Annotated in this window: 16 protein-coding genes and 1 riboswitch; of the genes, 9 read left to right on the top strand and 7 right to left on the bottom strand. The window is 68.9% G+C overall.

Annotation, left to right across the window (positions count from 1 at the left end):
* The first annotated feature begins 7 nt into the window (after positions 1-7).
* From IEZ09_RS38965 to IEZ09_RS38950, 4 genes are all read left to right on the top strand, one after another.
* Positions 8-901, top strand: coding sequence for a DegV family protein (locus IEZ09_RS38965; RefSeq protein WP_189258868.1), 894 nt, complete (start codon positions 8-10; stop codon positions 899-901).
* An 87-nt stretch (positions 902-988) separates the two neighbouring features.
* A complete protein-coding gene (locus tag IEZ09_RS38960; RefSeq protein ID WP_189258867.1) occupies positions 989-1,672 on the top strand; it encodes a ComEA family DNA-binding protein in 684 nt (227 codons plus the stop codon).
* Positions 1,669-1,962: a hypothetical protein gene (locus tag IEZ09_RS38955; protein ID WP_189258866.1), complete on the top strand. Its 294-nt coding sequence runs from the start codon at positions 1,669-1,671 to the stop codon at positions 1,960-1,962. Before IEZ09_RS38960 ends, IEZ09_RS38955 begins: the two co-directional genes overlap by 4 nt.
* Before the next feature lie 114 nt (positions 1,963-2,076).
* Positions 2,077-4,689, top strand: coding sequence for a DNA internalization-related competence protein ComEC/Rec2 (locus IEZ09_RS38950; RefSeq protein WP_229813337.1), 2,613 nt, complete (start codon positions 2,077-2,079; stop codon positions 4,687-4,689).
* A gap of 143 nt (positions 4,690-4,832) precedes the next feature.
* Here the strand turns inward: IEZ09_RS38950 and IEZ09_RS38940 are convergent, their stop codons facing one another.
* The gene (locus IEZ09_RS38940; RefSeq protein WP_189258864.1) at positions 4,833-5,117 is read right to left on the bottom strand and encodes a hypothetical protein; all 285 of its coding nucleotides are present in this window, start codon (positions 5,115-5,117) and stop codon (positions 4,833-4,835) included.
* A gap of 88 nt (positions 5,118-5,205) precedes the next feature.
* On the bottom strand, positions 5,206-6,462 hold the full coding sequence (thrC, locus tag IEZ09_RS38935; protein ID WP_189258863.1) for a threonine synthase: 1,257 nt from the start codon (positions 6,460-6,462) through the stop codon (positions 5,206-5,208).
* An 11-nt stretch (positions 6,463-6,473) separates the two neighbouring features.
* A riboswitch (SAM riboswitch) is annotated at positions 6,474-6,606 on the bottom strand.
* Between the two features lie 78 nt (positions 6,607-6,684).
* On the opposite strand from thrC, the gene holA reads away from it, so the two are divergent.
* Complete coding sequence (gene holA, locus IEZ09_RS38930; protein ID WP_189258862.1) at positions 6,685-7,662, top strand: DNA polymerase III subunit delta; 978 nt, start codon at positions 6,685-6,687, stop codon at positions 7,660-7,662.
* 9 nt (positions 7,663-7,671) lie between these two features.
* A complete protein-coding gene (locus IEZ09_RS38925) occupies positions 7,672-7,908 on the top strand; it encodes a DUF2283 domain-containing protein (protein WP_189258861.1) in 237 nt (78 codons plus the stop codon).
* 433 nt (positions 7,909-8,341) lie between these two features.
* Here the strand turns inward: IEZ09_RS38925 and rpsT are convergent, their stop codons facing one another.
* The 5 genes from rpsT to IEZ09_RS38900 form a co-directional block, all read right to left on the bottom strand.
* Entirely contained in the window at positions 8,342-8,608 is a 267-nt protein-coding gene (rpsT, locus tag IEZ09_RS38920) for a 30S ribosomal protein S20 (protein ID WP_109642775.1), read from the bottom strand.
* Positions 8,609-8,731: 123 nt separating this feature from the next.
* Positions 8,732-10,996, bottom strand: coding sequence for a beta-glucosidase (locus tag IEZ09_RS38915; protein ID WP_189258860.1), 2,265 nt, complete (start codon positions 10,994-10,996; stop codon positions 8,732-8,734).
* A gap of 115 nt (positions 10,997-11,111) precedes the next feature.
* Positions 11,112-12,452 carry an AAA family ATPase gene (locus IEZ09_RS38910; protein ID WP_229813335.1) on the bottom strand — a complete coding sequence of 447 codons (1,341 nt, stop codon included), beginning with the start codon at positions 12,450-12,452 and terminating at the stop codon, positions 11,112-11,114.
* 68 nt (positions 12,453-12,520) lie between these two features.
* On the bottom strand, positions 12,521-12,739 hold the full coding sequence (locus IEZ09_RS38905; RefSeq protein WP_189258859.1) for a type II toxin-antitoxin system antitoxin: 219 nt from the start codon (positions 12,737-12,739) through the stop codon (positions 12,521-12,523).
* The gene (locus IEZ09_RS38900; RefSeq protein WP_189258858.1) at positions 12,739-13,662 is read right to left on the bottom strand and encodes an SPFH domain-containing protein; all 924 of its coding nucleotides are present in this window, start codon (positions 13,660-13,662) and stop codon (positions 12,739-12,741) included. Before IEZ09_RS38900 ends, IEZ09_RS38905 begins: the two co-directional genes overlap by 1 nt.
* Positions 13,663-13,734: 72 nt before the next feature.
* Here IEZ09_RS38900 and IEZ09_RS38895 point away from each other — a divergent pair, with 72 nt between their 5' ends.
* The 3 genes from IEZ09_RS38895 to IEZ09_RS38885 all read left to right on the top strand — a co-directional run bounded on the left by IEZ09_RS38895 (position 13,735) and on the right by IEZ09_RS38885 (position 17,032).
* A complete protein-coding gene (locus IEZ09_RS38895; protein WP_189258857.1) occupies positions 13,735-14,169 on the top strand; it encodes an NUDIX hydrolase in 435 nt (144 codons plus the stop codon).
* 44 nt (positions 14,170-14,213) lie between these two features.
* On the top strand, positions 14,214-15,560 hold the full coding sequence (locus IEZ09_RS38890; protein WP_189258856.1) for a polysaccharide lyase 6 family protein: 1,347 nt from the start codon (positions 14,214-14,216) through the stop codon (positions 15,558-15,560).
* Between the two features lie 131 nt (positions 15,561-15,691).
* A complete protein-coding gene (locus IEZ09_RS38885; RefSeq protein ID WP_189258855.1) occupies positions 15,692-17,032 on the top strand; it encodes a polysaccharide lyase 6 family protein in 1,341 nt (446 codons plus the stop codon).
* The last annotated feature ends 307 nt before the right edge of the window (positions 17,033-17,339 follow it).

Raw genomic sequence — 17,339 nt, 5'->3', positions numbered from 1 at the left:
GTCGCTCGTGCGCATCTCCATCGTCACCGACTCCACGGCATACCTGCCCGAGGGGTTCGCGAAGCGCCATTCGATCACCGTTGTGCCGCTGCACGTGGCGGTGGACGGTGCTGGACGCCTCGACGGCGTCGACTTCGGTCCTTTCGAGCTGGCCGCTGCTCTGGCCGAGCACCGCCGCGTGACCACGTCCCGTCCGACGCCCGGCGAGATGGCTGCCGTGTACCGGGACGTCCTCTCGTCGTCGGACGCGATCGTGTCCGTTCATCTCTCTCGTGAGTTGTCCGGGACGTGGGAGGCCGCACGACTGGCGGCCGAGGAGATCGACCCGTCCCGGATTCGAGTGGTCGACTCGCGCTCGACGGGCATGGGGCTCGGTTTCGCGGTGTTGCGCGCGTGTGCGGCCGTTGCCGACGGGCGTTCGCACGCTGCCGTGGAGGAGGCGGCTTCCTCCGCGGCCGCGCAGACCCGGATGTTCTTCTGCCTCGAAACCCTGGACCACCTGCGCCGCGGCGGGCGGATCGGCACGGCGGCGGCGCTGGTGGGGACCGCGCTGGCCGTGAAGCCGTTGCTGCACATGGACGACGGCCGGATCGTGCCGCTGGAGAAGGTCCGCACGATGAGCCGGGCCGTGGGCCGCCTGGTCGACCTGGCGGCGGCAGCGGCGGGGGACGGCCCGGTGGGTCTGGCCGTGCACCACCTGGCGGCTCCCGAACGCGCCGCCGAACTGGCCACGCGTCTCGACGAACGGCTGCCCGGCTCGACGGGGTGCGTGATCTCCGAGGTCGGTGCGGTGATCGGCGCCCACACCGGCCCAGGAGTGCTGGGCGTGGTGGTGCTGCCAGGAGGACCCGACATCCTCCCACAGACCCCCGACAATTCCCCGTCGCCAAGCCCCGAGTGATCGCGACCTGTCCACAACTCGCGAGTAATCCACAGCCCCGGAGTCAACGCGGCCACCCCACCCGCCCCGCTCCGTAACGTCGCCCCCATGCTCCCCCGCCCCCACCCGGCCGACAGCCCGAGCGAACGCCTGGCCGCTCTGGCCGCCAAGGTCCGCGCCGACCCGACCCTGGTCTACGCACGCTCGGAAGACTCGGACGAACACGGCACACCCCGCCGCCGCTTCCGTCTGCCGCGCGTTCCCCGCCGAGGCCTTCTGGCCCTGGGCGTGGCCGTCGCCTGCACCGTGATCGGCCTGGGCAGCTGGTGGCAGAGCCCCGCCGCGGAACCGGCCCCTGCGCTGGCCCTCGTGAGCACCACGGCCCCGGCGCCTGAGCTGGTGGTGAACGTGGTCGGCGAGGTGACCACCCCGGGCCTGGTGACGGTGACGTCCGGCGCCCGAGTGGCCGACGCCGTCCGCCTGGCCGGAGGCATCAAGCCGGGCACCGATCTCCACAACCTGAACCTGGCCCGCAAACTCACCGACGGTGAGCAGATAGCCGTGGGCATCCCACCTCCGGCCGGGCCCGCGGCCGTTCCGTCCAAGCTGGACCTGAACTCGGCCACGGCCTCCGAACTGGACGCCCTTCCCGGTGTGGGGCCGGTGACGGCCCAGCGCATAGTCGACCACCGCACCCGCAAGGGCCCGTTCGCCTCGGTCGACCAGCTCCGCGAGGTGGAAGGCATAGGCGACTCCAAACTCGCCAAACTGGCCGACCTGGTCCACACATGACCCTCGTCGCCACGGCCCTGTCCCTCTACTTCCGCACCAAGGCCCAGTTCCACCACCTGACGAAGCCCACCCCGCCGGCGGCCGACAGCTACCACCCGTCCCGCCCGATCGAGCTCGCCTTCCCGCTCCACCACCCTCGCACCCGCACACTCCGCCGCCGTCGCCGCCGCCGCTTGCTGGCTGCCGCGGTCCGCTACCTGCTGCGCTCTTTCCCCGTCGCACCTCCACTCCCGGCCCCGCCGCTGGTGGAGAAACCGCGCTGCCGCCTGTGTGCGGCGGTCATCACCTAGCTCGGCCACCACCAGGAGCCTCGTCATGCGATTCATCCGCATCACCTGCCAAGCCGCACCTCGGCCTCCAGGCCAGTGGTCCCCGCGACCTCCCGCCGGACACCGGAGGCCGCAGTGGTCCGCAGACATCCGATAACCCACGACTACCGCCTGGTCCCGGCCGCGACAGCCGTGTGGGCCACCGCCGTCGCCGGTCTCTTCCTGAGCTGGCAGGCGGCAGTCCTCCTCGGACTGGCGGCGGGAGCCGTCGGCCTGGCCGCGTGGCGCCGAGCGTGGTGGACCAGAACGTGCGCCATGGCCCTGCTGATCTCAGGCCCGCTGGCCGCGGCGTGGGTGGGAGGCAACGTCCTGAGAGCCGAGACCCATCCGCTTCGCCTGGCCGCCGACGAAGGCCGCGCCACCACCCTCACGGTCGAGCTCAGCACCAGACCCAGAGGCATCAGGGCCGCGGGCTTCGGTGGGCATCAGGCAGGCGTCGACCACGTGGTCATCACCGCCACCGCGAACGGCGCCCACCTGGTCCTGCTGGCTCCGGCCGACAGGTGGCGAAACCTGTTGCCGGGTCAGGAGGTCACGGCCAAGGGCACGCTCGCGCCGCCTCGGCGTGGCGACCTGACATCGGCTCTGCTCCGAGTCCGCGGCCCGCCGATCAACCCGCAACCACCCCCGATCTGGCAAAGCTGGGCAGACCATCTCCGTGACGGCCTGCGAGAAGCCAGCGCGGTCCTCGGCGACGAGGAAGCCGGGCTGCTCCCGGCACTGGTGGTGGGCGACAGCGACCGGATGGTGCCGCGCGTCGTCGACGAGTTCCGCACCGCCGGCCTCGCTCACCTGCTGGCGGTGAGCGGCGCAAACCTCGCCATCGTGTGCGGCGCGGTCTACCTGCTGGCCAAGCGGTTCAGGGCCGGTCCGCGAACGGCGGCGGCCGCGGCGATGGCGGCGTTGGTCGGGTTCGTGGTCCTGGCGGGCCCGGAGCCGAGCGTCCTCAGGGCCGCGGTCATGGGTGCGGTGACGCTGCTGGCGTTGGTGCTGGGGCGTCGGCGGTCGACGCTCCCGAGCCTCGCGACGGCGGTCCTGGTGCTGGTCCTCATCGACCCGGCGCTGGGCGGCGATCCGGGGTTCGCGCTCTCCGTGGTGGCCACGGCAGCGCTGGTGCTGGTTGCGCCGAAGTGGTCGCGAGCGCTGAAGGCACGAGGTGTGCCGAACGGCCTCGCCGAGGCGATCGTCGTACCCACGGCCGCCAGCCTGGCGACGGCGCCGTTGGTCGCCGGTATCTCCGGTCAGATCAGCCTCGTGGCGATCGTGGCCAACCTGGTCGCGGGCCCGGTGGTCGCACCGGCGACGGTGCTGGGTGTGGCGGCGGCAGCCGTCGCGCCGCTGTGGGGCTCGGCAGCCGAACTGCTCGTGCACGTCGCTGGACCCGCGGTGACCTGGCTCGTCCAGGTCGGGCGGCAGGCGGCGTCCGTGCCCGGCGCGTCCGTGGGCTGGCCAGAAGGCTGGGCCGGGGCCATCGCGCTGATCGTGGTCGTGGCAGCGGTCGTGTTGTTGCTGCGCCTGAAGAAGGCACGGACGTTGGTCGTCGCGGTGCTGATCGGCGGGTTCGTGGTGCTGGTGCCGATGAAGATCGTGGCACCCGCGTGGCCCCCGGACGGCTGGAAGGTCGTCACCTGTGACGTGGGCCAGGGCGACGCGCTGGTCCTGGCGACCGACGACGCCGACCGTGCGGTCGTGGTGGACACCGGACCCGATCCCGGAGCCGTCGACCGATGCCTGAAGACGTTGGGAATCAAGAGGATTCCGCTCGTCGTGCTGACCCACCTGCACGCCGATCACGTCCAGGGCCTGCCGGCGGTGCTCACCGGGCGTGCGGTGGGCGCGGTGGCCGTCGGCCCGCTCAAGGAGCCCGCGTGGGCGTGGAAGGAGGTCAGGGCGCAGGCCCGCAGTCACGGCGTGCGGGTGGTGGAACCGAAGGCAGGCGAGCGGTTCGCCTGGCCCGGTTTGGAAATGGAGGTGCTGGGCCCGCGCCGCGTGGCAACGGCAGGCGACGCGAACACAACGGTCAACGACTACTCGCTCGTGCTCAAGGCGCACACCAGAGCAGGCCGCGTGCTGCTCACCGGTGACGTCGAGCTGGCAGGCCAGTCGGCGTTGCTGGGGGAGCGGGACCTCGGGGCCGAAGTGCTCAAGGTGCCGCACCACGGTTCGCGGTACTCGCTGCCCGCCTTCCTCAGGACGGTGCGGCCGCGGGTGGCGCTGGTGAGCGTTGGCACGGGCAACCGTTACGGGCACCCGAGTCCGCACGTGCTCGACATGTTGCGGGCGGGAGGTGCGCTGGTGTTGCGCACGGACGAAGACGGAGACCTGGCGGTGTTGCCGGGGAACCGCACAGTGAGAAGGAGAAGAGGATGGTCTGGATCAGGCTGTACAACGCGCGCCACCCGGTTCCCGGTGGCACGCCCGGACTCGCGTGGGCCATGTGGCAGACGAACTACGCGGCGACGCCATGGCCGCACGACGAGCTCAAACCCGATTTCGGTTACTACATCTGCGAAACACTCGAAGACGGCACCCGAGCCCTCACCTACCGGGCGACGGTCACGCACGTGCTGCCGCCCACCGAGGCCGCCAAGCCGGAAGAGGCGTACGACCTCGTCGCGGACCACGTGTTCGACGACGCGCTGCGGATCGCACCGCACGACTGGCACGCCCATTACTACAACCTGCTGAAGGAGGAAGCCCCTTGGCCGCAACGGATCGTGGCGTGGCGCGCGAATGTGGAACCGATCGGGCCGCACGTCATGGAAGGCCTGCAACGCTTTCCGCGCACCGGCTGGATGCGGACGGACGCGATCTCCTTCTGACGCAACGGTTCAGTGGTGGTCGAGGAGGCTCCCGGTCAACGGCGAGGGCAGTCGCTTCGCCCGTGGCCACGGCGGGGTGTCCGGAGTTCGCCGCCAGGTGAGGTGAACCTGGGCGAACCACGCGGGTTCCTCGTCGACGGTGTACAGCACCTCGTCACAACGGTCGCAGCGGGCAACCGCTGTGACCGGCTTGCCGAAGAGCGCGTGGCCGTCGGCGACTTCGGTTCGCAGCTGGTCCTCGAGCGCGGTCCTGGTCTCGTCGTCGACGACCGTCCAGGGCTCGGGAAGCTCCATGCCCGGAGCATGACAGCAACCACCGACCGCCGCGCGGTACGACGCGGTCCGGGGACGCGGAGGCGTCCCCGGACCGGAAGGAGGTGAACTAAGCCAGCGCCTTGATGACGGCCTCGGCCGACGGCGGCACCGTCGCGCGCGGGCCGATCGTGTCGCCGAGCGCGTCGAGGGTCTTGAGGCCGTCGCCGGTGATCAGCAGCACGGTCTCGCCGTCCGGGTCGAGCTGGCCCGACTCGATCAGCTTCTTCGCCGTCGCCACGGTCACGCCGCCGGCGGTCTCGGCGAAGATGCCCTCGGTGCGGGCGAGGAGCTTGATGCCCTCGACGACCTCTTCGTCGGTCACGTCCTCGATGGCGCCGTTGGTGCGACGGACCGCGTCGAGCACGTAGGGGCCGTCGGCCGGGGCGCCGATCGCCAGCGAGCGGGCGATGGTGTCCGGGCGGACCGGGCGGATGACGTCGTGGCCTTCCTTGTAGGCGGCCGACACCGGGCTGCAGCCGGTGGCCTGGGCGCCGAACACGCGGTACGGGGTGGCTTCGACGAGGTCGAGCTGGCCGAGTTCGCGGAACGCCTTGTCGACTTTGGTGAGCTGCGAGCCGGACGCGATGGGCACGACGATCTGGTCGGGCAGGCGCCAGCCGAGCTGCTCGGCGACCTCGTAGCCGAGGGTCTTCGAGCCCTCCGCGTAGTAGGGGCGGACGTTCACGTTCACGAACGCCCAGTCCTCGTGCTCCGCGGCGAGTTCCTGGGCCAGGCGGTTCACGTCGTCGTAGTTGCCGTCGACGGCGATCAGGGCGCCTTCGTAGACGGCGCTCATCAGGATCTTGGCGCGCTCGAGAGAGGAGGGAACGAGAACCACGGACTGCCAGCCCGCGCGGGCCGCGGCCGCCGCGACCGCGTTCGCCAGGTTGCCGGTGGACGGGCAGGCGAGCACCTTGAAGCCGAGTTCGCGGGCCGCTGCGAGCGCGACGCCGACCACGCGGTCCTTGAAGGAGTGGGTGGGGTTGCCGGTGTCGTCCTTCACCCAGACCTTGCGCACGCCCAGTGCCTTGGCGAGGTTGTGGGCCTCGACCAGGCGGGTGCCGCCGGGTTCGGTGTTCGGGTGCTGCTCCACAGTGGACGGAACGGGGAGAAGGCCGCGGTAGCGCCAGATCGACCTGGGGCCGGCTTCGATGTCCTCGCGCCGGATCTTCCCGAAGTCGTAGGCCACTTCCAGCGGCCCGAAACACTCAAGACAGGCGTATTCAGGAGCGAGAGGAGTCTCATTTCCGCACTCACGGCACAACAGTGCACGGGCGGGGCCGAGGTCGAAGGTGGTGCTCGTGGGCACAGAGACAGCAGTCATCGCGAGGTATCTCCTCATCTTTCCCGCGAAATCGAACGGGTCGGAATTGGCACCGTGATCGTCTGCGCGCAGTGATGCACTTCAGCGCTGACGCCGGTTGCCGGGGCTTCTTCGGGCCGGTCCCTCTGCCCCTCTGGATGAGCGGTGTTCAGTTGTGGTGACCAAGCTACGGCAACCGTCCGTTGCTCAGCCACCAACGTCCACGATCCGGGACGTGGGAGGATGCGGAGCGTGAGCGCACCGGAGTCACTGCACCTCGTCGTCGGCGAGGAGGAGTTGCTGGTCGAACGGGCCGTTCGGGCGGCTCTCGAGGCCGCACGCAAGGCCGATCCGAACGCCGACCTGACCCGCGTGCAGGTGACTGATCTCACGCCTCCCGAGCTGGCCGAACTGGTGAGCCCGTCGCTGTTCGCGGAGGGTCGCGTGATCGTCCTGCAGAACGCGCAGGAGATCAGCAAGGAGATCGCGGACACGGTCGTCTCCTACGCCAAGGCGCCCGCGGACGGGGTCACGCTCGTCGTCGTGCACACGGGCGGTGGCCGCAGCAAGGCGGCCAAGGACCTGCCAGGACAACTGAAGAAGGCCGGCGCCGTCGTCACCGAGTGCCCCAAGATCACCAAGCCGGCTGATCGCGAGGCGTTCGTCCGCAACGAGGTGCGGCAGGCGGGCGGCAAGATCGACGCCGAGGCCGTCGCCACCCTCATCGACGCCGTGGGCACGAACCTGCGCGAGCTGGCCGCGGCGGCGTCCCAGCTCGTCTCCGACACCGACGGCAAGGTGACGGTCGACGAGATCCGCCGCTACCACCAGGGCAAGGCCGAGGTGACCGGCTTCGCGGTCGCCGAGAAGGCCGTGACTGGCGACCGAGCGGGCGCGATGGAGGCGCTGCGCTGGGCCATGCAACTGGGCGTGCCGCACGTGCTGGTAGCCGACGCACTGGCAGACGCCGTGCGCACAGTCGCGCGCGTGTCCGCCGTGGGCCGAGCCGACCCGTTCAGCCTGGCCGGCCCCCTCGGCATGCCGCCGTGGAAGATCAAGAAGGCACAGGCCCAGGCCCGCGGCTGGGACCAGTCGGGCCTCGCCGACGCGATGCAGGTGGTCGCGGGCCTGAACGCCGACGTGAAGGGCGTGGCGGCCGACGCCGGCTACGCGCTGGAGCGCGCGGTGCTCAAGATCGTGGCAGCCCACGGCCGTCGGTAGGCCACTCCGGTGTTCACCTTCATCGCCAAATGGGATCGCGAGGCGGACGCCGCCTACATCGGGTTCCGCGAGATCCGACCCGGTGAGGCGGTCAAGCAGCTCGCGGTCTCAGACGAGGACGGCACCACCGCCGCCGTGCTCGACTTCGGTGCCGACGGCGAACTGCTCGGCATCGAACTGTTCGACCCCGAGCGGCAAATGCCGACGGAACTGCGCGACTGGCAGGGGCCCACTCCACGCGAGTGAGATCCCCTCACCGCCGAGGAACCCCGATCAGGTACTGGGCCCCCGTGAAGCCGGGCACGACACCGATCTTCCAGTTGAACGTCTCGGTGCCGGTCAGGCCGTCGACCATCCGCCGCAGTTCCGCGCGTCCTTACATGCGCAGGAACGACACGACCGTCACCGAACGGCGTCCAGCCGCACCGGTGGACCTTGTCCTCGGCGCGCTCCTCGCTGAACCGCTACGGGTCGAACGCCAGCGGGTTCGTCCACAGCTCGTGCATGTGGTGGTTGAGCTCGGGACGTGATCGCGGGAGCCATCCGCACGCTGAACATCGGCACCGTTGACACCGGCCGTAGCGGTCCCACGCCGAACCCTCATCGCCACCAGGACAGCGAAAAGGGCCCGCTCAACAGGGAGCGGGCCCTTCTGCAGAGGCTAGAACCGAGCGAGAACTCAGCCCTCGAGCTGGTTCGCGCGCAGAGCCATCGCCGACTTCTTGTTGGCGGCCTGGTTCGGGTGGATGACACCCTTGGTGGCGGCCTTGTCGAGCTTGCGGGACGCGTCCTGCAGCAGCTCCAGGGCCTTCGCCTTGTCACCGGCCTCGGCAGCCTCGCGGAACTTGCGGATGGCCGTCTTGAGGGACGACTTGACCGACTTGTTGCGCAGGCGCGCCTTCTCGTTGGTCTTGATCCGCTTGAGCTGGGACTTGATGTTCGCCATGCGACATCACCCTTCTGTGTCGAAACCGGAGTTCGTGACGCGCTTGGTCGGCACCGGCAAGAGCCGGCTCTCCTCCACGGCGGAGTGCCGCGCGTTCACGACGAGGAAGGATATCAGGCCAGCTCAGCGCACCGTGAACGCGGCCTTCTCCGCACCCACCACGGCCTCGTACGCACCGCGCGCGACCTCACGGCGTCCGTCGCCGTCCACGTCGCCGACGGTCAGCGCCAGCTGCGCGAGCTTGAACGACACCTCGACCTGTTTCGACTGACCAGCGGCGAGTTCGACGCGCGCCCAGCCCACCAACCGCTGGTCAGGCGTCAGAACGGGCGAGGCGGGCTGCCGCACGTGGACCGGCACCACGACGGTGCCCGCACGCCCACCGGTGTTCGCCACCGTGAACTTCACCACGCCCGTCGAGCGATCAACCGACACCGACGTGCCCGACGTCGTGAACGACGTGTACGACAGCCCGTGCCCGAACGGGTACAGCGGGTCGTACTTCGCGGAAGCCGACGTGTTCGCGCCCGGCAGCTGGTCGTAGGTGAGCGTCGGATCGCCCAGGGTCCTGGGCCACGACACCGGCAGCCTGCCGCTCGGGTTCACCGCGCCGAACAGCACGTCGGCGATCGCCCTGCCACCCTCGCTGCCCGGCAGCCAGCCCGCGAGCAGCGCGTTCGCGTCCGCCGCGCCGCCCAGCACCTGGGGGCGCGCGGTCAGCAGCACCACGACCACCGGCCTGCCGGTCGCCTGCACCGCGTCCACCCACGCCTGCTGCTCGGCCGTCAGCGCCGGGTTCTCCGTGTCGGCAGGACCTTCCGCACCGGGCTTCTCGCCCAGGACGACGACGACCGCGTCCGCACCGGCGGCCTCCGCCACCGCGGCGGCGGGCGATGCGGCGTGCACGACAGAAGCACCTGGAACGGCCTCACGCACACCGGTCAGCACGGTCGCGGTCGGCGGCAGCGGCGAGTCGTCCGGCACGCCCTGCCACTCGACGGTCCAGCCGCCGAGCTGGCGGCGCACGTCGTCCGCGGTCTCGCCGGTCACGACGATCTTCTTGGCCGACGTCGGCAACGGCAGCACGCCGTCGTTCTTCAGCAGCACGGTGCCCTCGGCGGCCGCCTGACGCGCCAACGCCCGGTCCGCTCCCACGACGGCCCCGTCGGCCTTCGCCGGGTCCACGTACGGCTTCTCGAACAGCCCCAGGTCGAACTTGAGCTTCAGCACGCGCCGCACCGCCTGGTCGATCCGCCCGCGCGACACGGACCCGTCGCGCACGTTCGCCAGCAGCAGCGACGTGAACTCGGCCGCGTTCGACGGCTCCATCGCCATGTCCACGCCGGCGTTGACGCTCATCGCGATCGCCGTCTTGTAGTCCGGCGCGACCTTGTGCCGGTCCACCAGGTACTTCATGTCCTGCCAGTCCGAGACCGCCACGCCCTTGAAGCCCATGCGCTCACGGAGTTGCTTCTGCAGCATGTACTTCGACGCGTGCACCGGCACGCCGTTGATCGACCCGGAGTTGATCATCACCGTGCGCACACCCGCGTCGAACTGAGCCTGGAACGACGGCAGCACGACGTCCTGCAGCTGCCGGATCGGAATCTGCGCGGGCGACCGGTCGTGCCCGTTCTCCGGCGCGGAGTACCCCGCGAAGTGCTTCGCGGTGGCGGTCAGCTGCGCGGTGTCGTCCACATGCGACTGCTGCCCGCGCACGTTCGCCGCCGCCAGCTGCCCCGCGAGGAACGGGTCCTCGCCGTACGTCTCGTAGTAGCGCCCCCACCGCGTGTCGCGCGCGATGTCCGACACCGGCGCAAAGTTCCAGAACACCCCGGTCGCACGCAACGCCTTCGACGCGGACACGCCGATCTGCTCCTGCAGCGCGGGGTTCCACGTCGCGCCGAGCCCGATCTGGTGCGGGAACATTGTCGCGGAGATGACGTTGTTGTGCCCGTGCACGCCGTCGGCGCCGTAGATGATCGGGATCTTCAACCTGTTGTGCTCCAACGCATAGCGCTGGATTGCGTTGTTCATCTCGGCCCATGCGCGCGGCGTGTTGTCGACCGGTGCGTCACCACCACCGGACAGGATCGAGCCGGTGTGCGCGTCGGAAAGCACCGCCTTCAGACACGACTCGACCAACGGTCCGTTGGCGTTGTTGCAGTCACCGTGCAGCTTCCCGACGCGGATCTGCACCATCTGCCCGATCTTCTCCTCGAGCGTCATTCTCCGCAGCAGGTCCTCGACCCGCCGCTCGGTCGACGCCCGAGCGTCCACATAGATCTCCTTGCCCGCCGCGAGACCACCAGCGGGTGTCAGCGACGCGAAGAGCACAGCAACGCCCAGCACGCCGAGACCGGCGCGCTTGCGGGAAAACAAAGACAAGACTCCTCCACGCTCCCGTGCGCCCGCCGCACACGATCGCGTGGAGGAGCCGGGCAGCACACCCGCCGAACGGAGGAACTCCGTGGAAGCGGTTTCATGCTGGTGAAACGCCTGTTCAGCCACCCAGCAAGCTGCGCGTCAACGCCTGTTTTTCATCGAGCAGATCGGCCAGCGCGGCCGAGATCGCCGCCTCGTCCAGCCGCACGCGGGCGGCGCCCGGCTGGTCGTCGAGTGCCCGCAACGTCGCCCGCCGCACGAGCTCCTTCACGAACGACGCCGTCACGCCCTCGCTGGCCGCCACGATCGCCGACGCGTCCGGCAGGTCGAGCTCCGTGCCGGCCGCGTAGAGCCGCAGCAGCCGTTCGCGACCGTCGGCGTCCGGCAGCGGCACCTGCATCGCGAGGTCGATGCGCCCCGGCCGTTCGGACAGCGCCTTCTCCATGACGTCCACGCGGTTGGTGGTGAGCACGAACGTCACGTCGGCCTCGGATCCGATGCCGTCCATCTCGTTCAGCAGCTCGAACAACACGGGGTTGCCGTCACGGGTGTGCGAGCGGTCCTGCGCGATGAGGTCGACGTCCTCGACGACGATCACCGACGGCGCGAGGCGCCGTGCGAGAGACGTAGCGGCACGCAGGTACCGGAGCATCGCGACACCACTCAGCACGAGGACCGTTGACGACTCAAGGCGTCCCATCAGGTACCGGACTGTGTGCGTCTTGCCGGTACCGGGTGGCCCGTACAAGAGCAGCCCTCGCTTCAGATGCTGCCCATGCGCGCGTAGCCGATCACTTTGCGACGCCGTCCGGACGACGTGGCGTTCGATCGAGTCCAGCACGCCGTCCGGCAGCACCACGTCCGACGGCCGCAACGCCGGCCGGGGCAGGAACGTGAGCAGCTGGTTCCCCCGGTGCTCACTGATCCCGAACGCCATCACCTGGCCGCGGAACACGTCGTGCTCGCGCATGTGCCGTTCGACCGCCTCGCGCACAGCGGTCGAGGCCTCCCTGGACGCCGCGAGCACCTGGAGCGTGCAGCGGAAGTCGCCGCGCTCCTCGTGCGGGCCCTGCACGGCGACCACGACCGGGCTGCCGTCCGGCGCGACCGTGGCGATCAGCCCCAGCTGCACCGCGTCGATCGTGGTGTCCGGGCCGGTCGCCACGGTCATGTAGTCGACCGCGCCCAGTTCGAAGCTGAAGTGCTGCTGCTGGGCGCCCAGCATGTCCACAACGGACATGTGCATCTTGTTCCCGCTGATGCCGTGCCACTCGGCTTCCGGCGAGTGCTCGGCGACGTAGGCCTCGATGCCGCGGTGCACGTTCGCGTGCTCCCGGCCCTCGAACCTCGCGGTCACGGTCGGTACCTGCGTCATCGGGCACCCGAGGTGTCCCGTGACCATCCGGACGAGCGTCGACTCCGCGTCCTCGGAGACCAGGGCCCTGGCCTCCTCGAACAACCCCCGCAGAGCCGACGCGAGTGATCTTGCGTCAGACAGTTGGAGATCCGCCCACCCCAACGTACGCACTAATCAGGCGGTTCGTCCGGGTTTTGCTTTTTCGGCGGCCTGCCCCGGCGCGGCATCTTCTTCGCCTCGCCGGGCAACCGGCCCGCGTCCGCCAGCGCACGCCGCAGCAGGAACTCGATCTGCGCGTTGGTGCTGCGCAGCTCGTCGTTCGCCCACCTGCTCAACGCGTCGTGCACTGCCGGATCGAGCCTGAGCAGAACGCTTTTGCGGTCAGCCATCAGGTGTAGAGCGACCCTGCGTTCACCACGGGCTGAGTGGAACGGTCACCGCACAGGACGACGAGCAGGTTCGACACCATCGCCGCCTTGCGTTCCTCGTCGAGCTCGACGACGTCCTGCTCGGCGAGCCGCTGCAACGCGAGCTCGACCATGCCGACGGCGCCCTCGACGATCCGCGTCCGCGCCGCCACGACCGCGGACGCCTGCTGTCGCTGCAACATGGCCTGCGCGATCTCCGGGGCGTACGCGAGGTGCGTGAGCCGTGACTCGATCACCTTCACCCCCGCGGACTGCACGCGCGCCGCGATCTCGATCGCGAGCGTCTCGGTGATCTCGTCCGCGTTCTCCCGCAACGACAGTCCGGCTTCCTCGTGGCTGTCGTACGGGTAGCTGGTCGCGATGTGCCGTACGGCGGTCTCGGTCTGAATGCCGACGAACCGCACGAAGTCGTCCACCTCGAACCGTGCGCGCGCAGTGTCTTCCACCTGCCACACGACGACGGCGGCGATCTCGATCGGGTTGCCGTCCGCGTCGTTGACCTTCAGCGCCTGAGTCTCGTGGTTGCGGATCCTGGTCGAGATCTTCTCCCGCGTGGTGAACGGGTTCGCCCACCGCAGACCGTCCGTGCGCACCGTGCCCACGTAACGGCCGAGGAACTGCAACACGCGCGCCTCACCGGGTGCGACGGTGAACAGCCCCTTCATGATCAGCGACGCCGCCAGGTGCAACAGCACCGCGATGACCAGAACCACGGTCGACGGGTTCATGTCGCTCTCCGCGGCTTGCACGATTTCCCGCACGAGCACCCAAGCACCCACCGCGTACACCACCAGTCCTGCGAAGAACATCGGCAGACCGGGCAGCTCCTGTGCGTGCCTCTCACGCACAGCAGGCGCCGGCATGTGCACTGTCGTGTCGACCATCCAGACCCCCTAGCGAAGTAGTAGCTAAGTGATATCACTTTTTCGGGGTGATCGCCAGCTAGGCTGATCCGCATGAGGGCGAAGAAGCAGCGCGTGGCCGCGTACGGCGTGTGCATCAACGAGAACGACGAGATCCTGCTCGCGCGCTGGCTCGGCCCCAACGGCAAGCGCTGGATCCTCCCCGGCGGCGGCATCGACCACGGCGAACACCCGCACGACGCGGTCATCCGCGAGTACGAGGAGGAGACCGGCTTCGAGGTCGAGGTGCTGCGCCTGCTCGGCATCGACTCGGAGTTCCGCGAGGAGCCCGACCGCGACTACCACGCGCTGAGGATCATGTACGAGGTCCGGATCGTGGGCGGCGATCTGCGGTTCGAGGTGGACGGCACGACCGACCTCGCGCAGTGGTTCCCACTCGCAGACATCGGACAACTGGACCGCGTGCCATCAGTCGATACAGCCCTTGGCTTGTACCGAACTACCCCGCCTGCCGGAATCTTGCGCTAACTTAGGCGCTACCGCCGCCAACTGCCCAGCAACGGAGTTGGCGAATGATCCGATCACTGGCCGCTGTCGGCGCGGCCGCCCTGCTGTCGTCCTTCGTCCACGCACCGGCGCACGCCGCTGTCGTCAGCGTGTCGAGCGTGTCCTCCCTGCAGGCCGCGATCGACTCGGCACGCCCTGGTCAGCGCCTGGTGCTCGCCGGCGGCGTGCACGCGGCCGACCACCCCGTCAAGATCACGAAGTCCGGGATCACCGTGGCCGCCCAGACCGTCGGCGGCACGGTGTTCACCAGCGGCGGGTTCGAACTGGGAGACGTCAGGAACGTGACCGTCGAGGGCTTCGTGTTCGACGGCACCAGCACGCTGTCGGTGCCGCCGGGAGCACAAGCCACCCGCATCACCCGCAACACCTACAACGGCAACAAGGACGGCGCCTCGCTCAGCGTCAGCGCCGACGACGTGCAGGTCGACCACAACACGTTCTCGAACCGCACGAACCAGGGCGTGTACCTGCAGATCACCGGTCCCGGCAGCGAGATCGCCAAGCGGACCTGGATCCACCACAACTACTTCTACAACCACCAGTTCTCCGGCTCGAACGGCGGCGAGTCGATCCGGCTCGGCTACAGCCACAAGCAGTCGAAGTCGGCGAACGCGATCATCGAGTACAACCTCTTCGAGAAGGCGGACGGCGACTCCGAGGCGATCTCGGTGAAGTCCTCGGACAACACGGTCCGCTACAACACGATCCGCAACAGCCGCGGGTACATCGTGCTGCGCCACGGCAACCGCACCACCGTCGAGGGCAACCTGCTCTTCAACAGCGGCATCCGGTTCCACGGCAACGACCACAAGATCTACAACAACTACGTGGAGAACACCCGCGACCGCGCGATGGTGTTCGGCTCCGGCAGCGAGGCGGACAGCGGCCCGACCTCGAAGGAACACGACAGGCCGGACCGCGTGACGGTCGCGTTCAACACGCTCATCGGCACCGGTGAGGTCGTGGACAGCGATGGCGGCAACTTCAAGCCCAAGGACTGCGTGCTCGCGAACAACATCATCCGCGGCTCGTCCGGTGGCGTCGTCTCGATGCACGCCGGGTCGGTCGTGAAGTACGAGGGCAACGTCATCTGGGGCGGCACCGGCGGCAGCATGCCGTCGTCGGGTTACAAGTCCGTGGACCCGAAGCTCGTGAAGGACGCCAACGGGCTGTTCCGGCTCGCGTCCGGTAGCCCTGCCATCGACGCGTCGGTAGGCACCTACTCCTATGTGACGCGTGACTTCGACCCGCAGGCACGCTCCGGCAAGCCCGACGTCGGCGCGGACGAGTACAGCACCTCGGCGACGCGCAAGCCGCTGACCAAGGCGGACGTCGGTCCCTCGGCGCCGTAGCCCCTGAGGGCAGACATCGGATCCGTCTCCGCAGGACGGGGCAAGCGGCCCTTGCCGAACTGCCCCGTCCGCCGGAACTCCTCAGTACTTTCGGTCCACCGCCGCAGAGGTGCCACCACAGGAGTTGGCGAATGATCCGATCACTGGCCGCAGTGGGTGCGGCCGCCCTGCTGTCGTCCTTGCTCCCGGCGCCCGCGCACGCCGCGGTCGTCAGCGTGCCGAACGCGACCGCCCTGCAAGCGGCGATCAACGCCGCCAGAGCCGGTCAACGCATCGTGCTCGCGGACGGCGTGCATCGCGCCGACAAACCGATCAAGATCACGAAGTCGAAGATCACCATCGCGGCCAGGCGCGCCGGCCGTGCGGTGTTCAACACCGGCGGTTTCGAGTTCGGCGCCGTGCGTGGCGTGACCGTCGAGGGCTTCGTCTTCTCCGGCACCAGCACCCTGTCGGTGCCGGCCGAGGCTGAGGGCACCCGCATCACCCGCACCACGTTCAACGGCGACAAGAGCGGTGCCTCGCTCACCGTCAGCGCCAACGACGTCGAAGTCGACCACAACACGTTCTCGAACCGCACCAACGAGGGCGTCTACCTGCAGATCACCGGACCCGACGGCGCGATCGCCCAGCGCACCCAGGTCCACCACAACTACTTCTACAACCACAGCTTCACCGGCTCGAACGGCGGTGAGTCGATCCGGCTCGGCTACAGCTTCAAGCAGGCGCTCTCGGCGTACGCGACCATCGAGCACAACCTCTTCGACAAGGCCAACGGCGACCCCGAGGCCATCTCGGTGAAGTCCTCGGACAACACGATCCGCTTCAACACGATCCGCAACAGCAAGGGCTACATCGTCCTGCGGCACGGCAACCGTTCCACCGTCGAGGGCAACCTGCTGTTCGGCAGCGGCATCCGGTTCCACGGGAACGACCACAAGGTGTTCAACAACTACGTGGAGAACACCGGCGACCGCGCGGTCGTGTTCGGCAAGGGCTCGGAGACCGACAGCGGCCCGACCTCGACGTCGCACGACCGCCCCGACCGCGTGGCCGTCACGTTCAACACCCTGATCGGCACGGGCGCGGTGGTCGACAGCGACACCGGGACCTACGCACCCAAGGACTGCATCCTCGCGAACAACATCATCAAGGGTTCGTCGTCGAAGTTCGTCGACATGATGAGCGGCTCGACGGTGAAGTACGAGGGCAACATCATCTGGGGCGGGACCGCCGGCATCTCGTCCGGCTACCGCTCGGTCGACCCGAAGCTCGTGCGGGACTCCAACGGGCTGCTGCGCCTGTCGTCCAGCAGTCCCGCGATCGAGACCTCCGCGGGCACCTACTCCTACGTGACGCGTGACTTCGACCCGCAGTCGCGCGTCGGCAAGCCCGATGTGGGGGCGGACGAGTACAGCTCTGCGGCTTCCCGGAAGCCGCTGACGCCGTCGGATGTCGGGGTCTCCGCACCCTGACTCGGGCATTTGTCCTGGTAGTCGCACGTTCCGCGGCTACCGGGACCCCCCGATTTGGAGATCGAAACGGGCTTGTGTAATGTTCTCTCTGCCAGCGCGGAACGGGCCGGAAATCAAAACCGGAACGAGCGGGGCACAAGCCGGAGAGAACAAGCCTCCTAGAGGCCGATTTGACACCGGCGAGAAACACCAAATAAGCTTCAGACACACCAGCCCCGAGTGAAACTCTCCGGAAATGGAGATTGGATCCGGTGAGCGCGTGTTCTTTGAGAACTCAACAGCGTGCCGAAACACAGCCAGTAATATG

Source organism: Lentzea flava (genome assembly GCF_014648475.1).
In the GTDB taxonomy this organism is placed as follows: domain Bacteria; phylum Actinomycetota; class Actinomycetes; order Mycobacteriales; family Pseudonocardiaceae; genus Lentzea; species Lentzea flava.
This window is presented reverse-complemented; position numbering and strand designations above follow the sequence as displayed.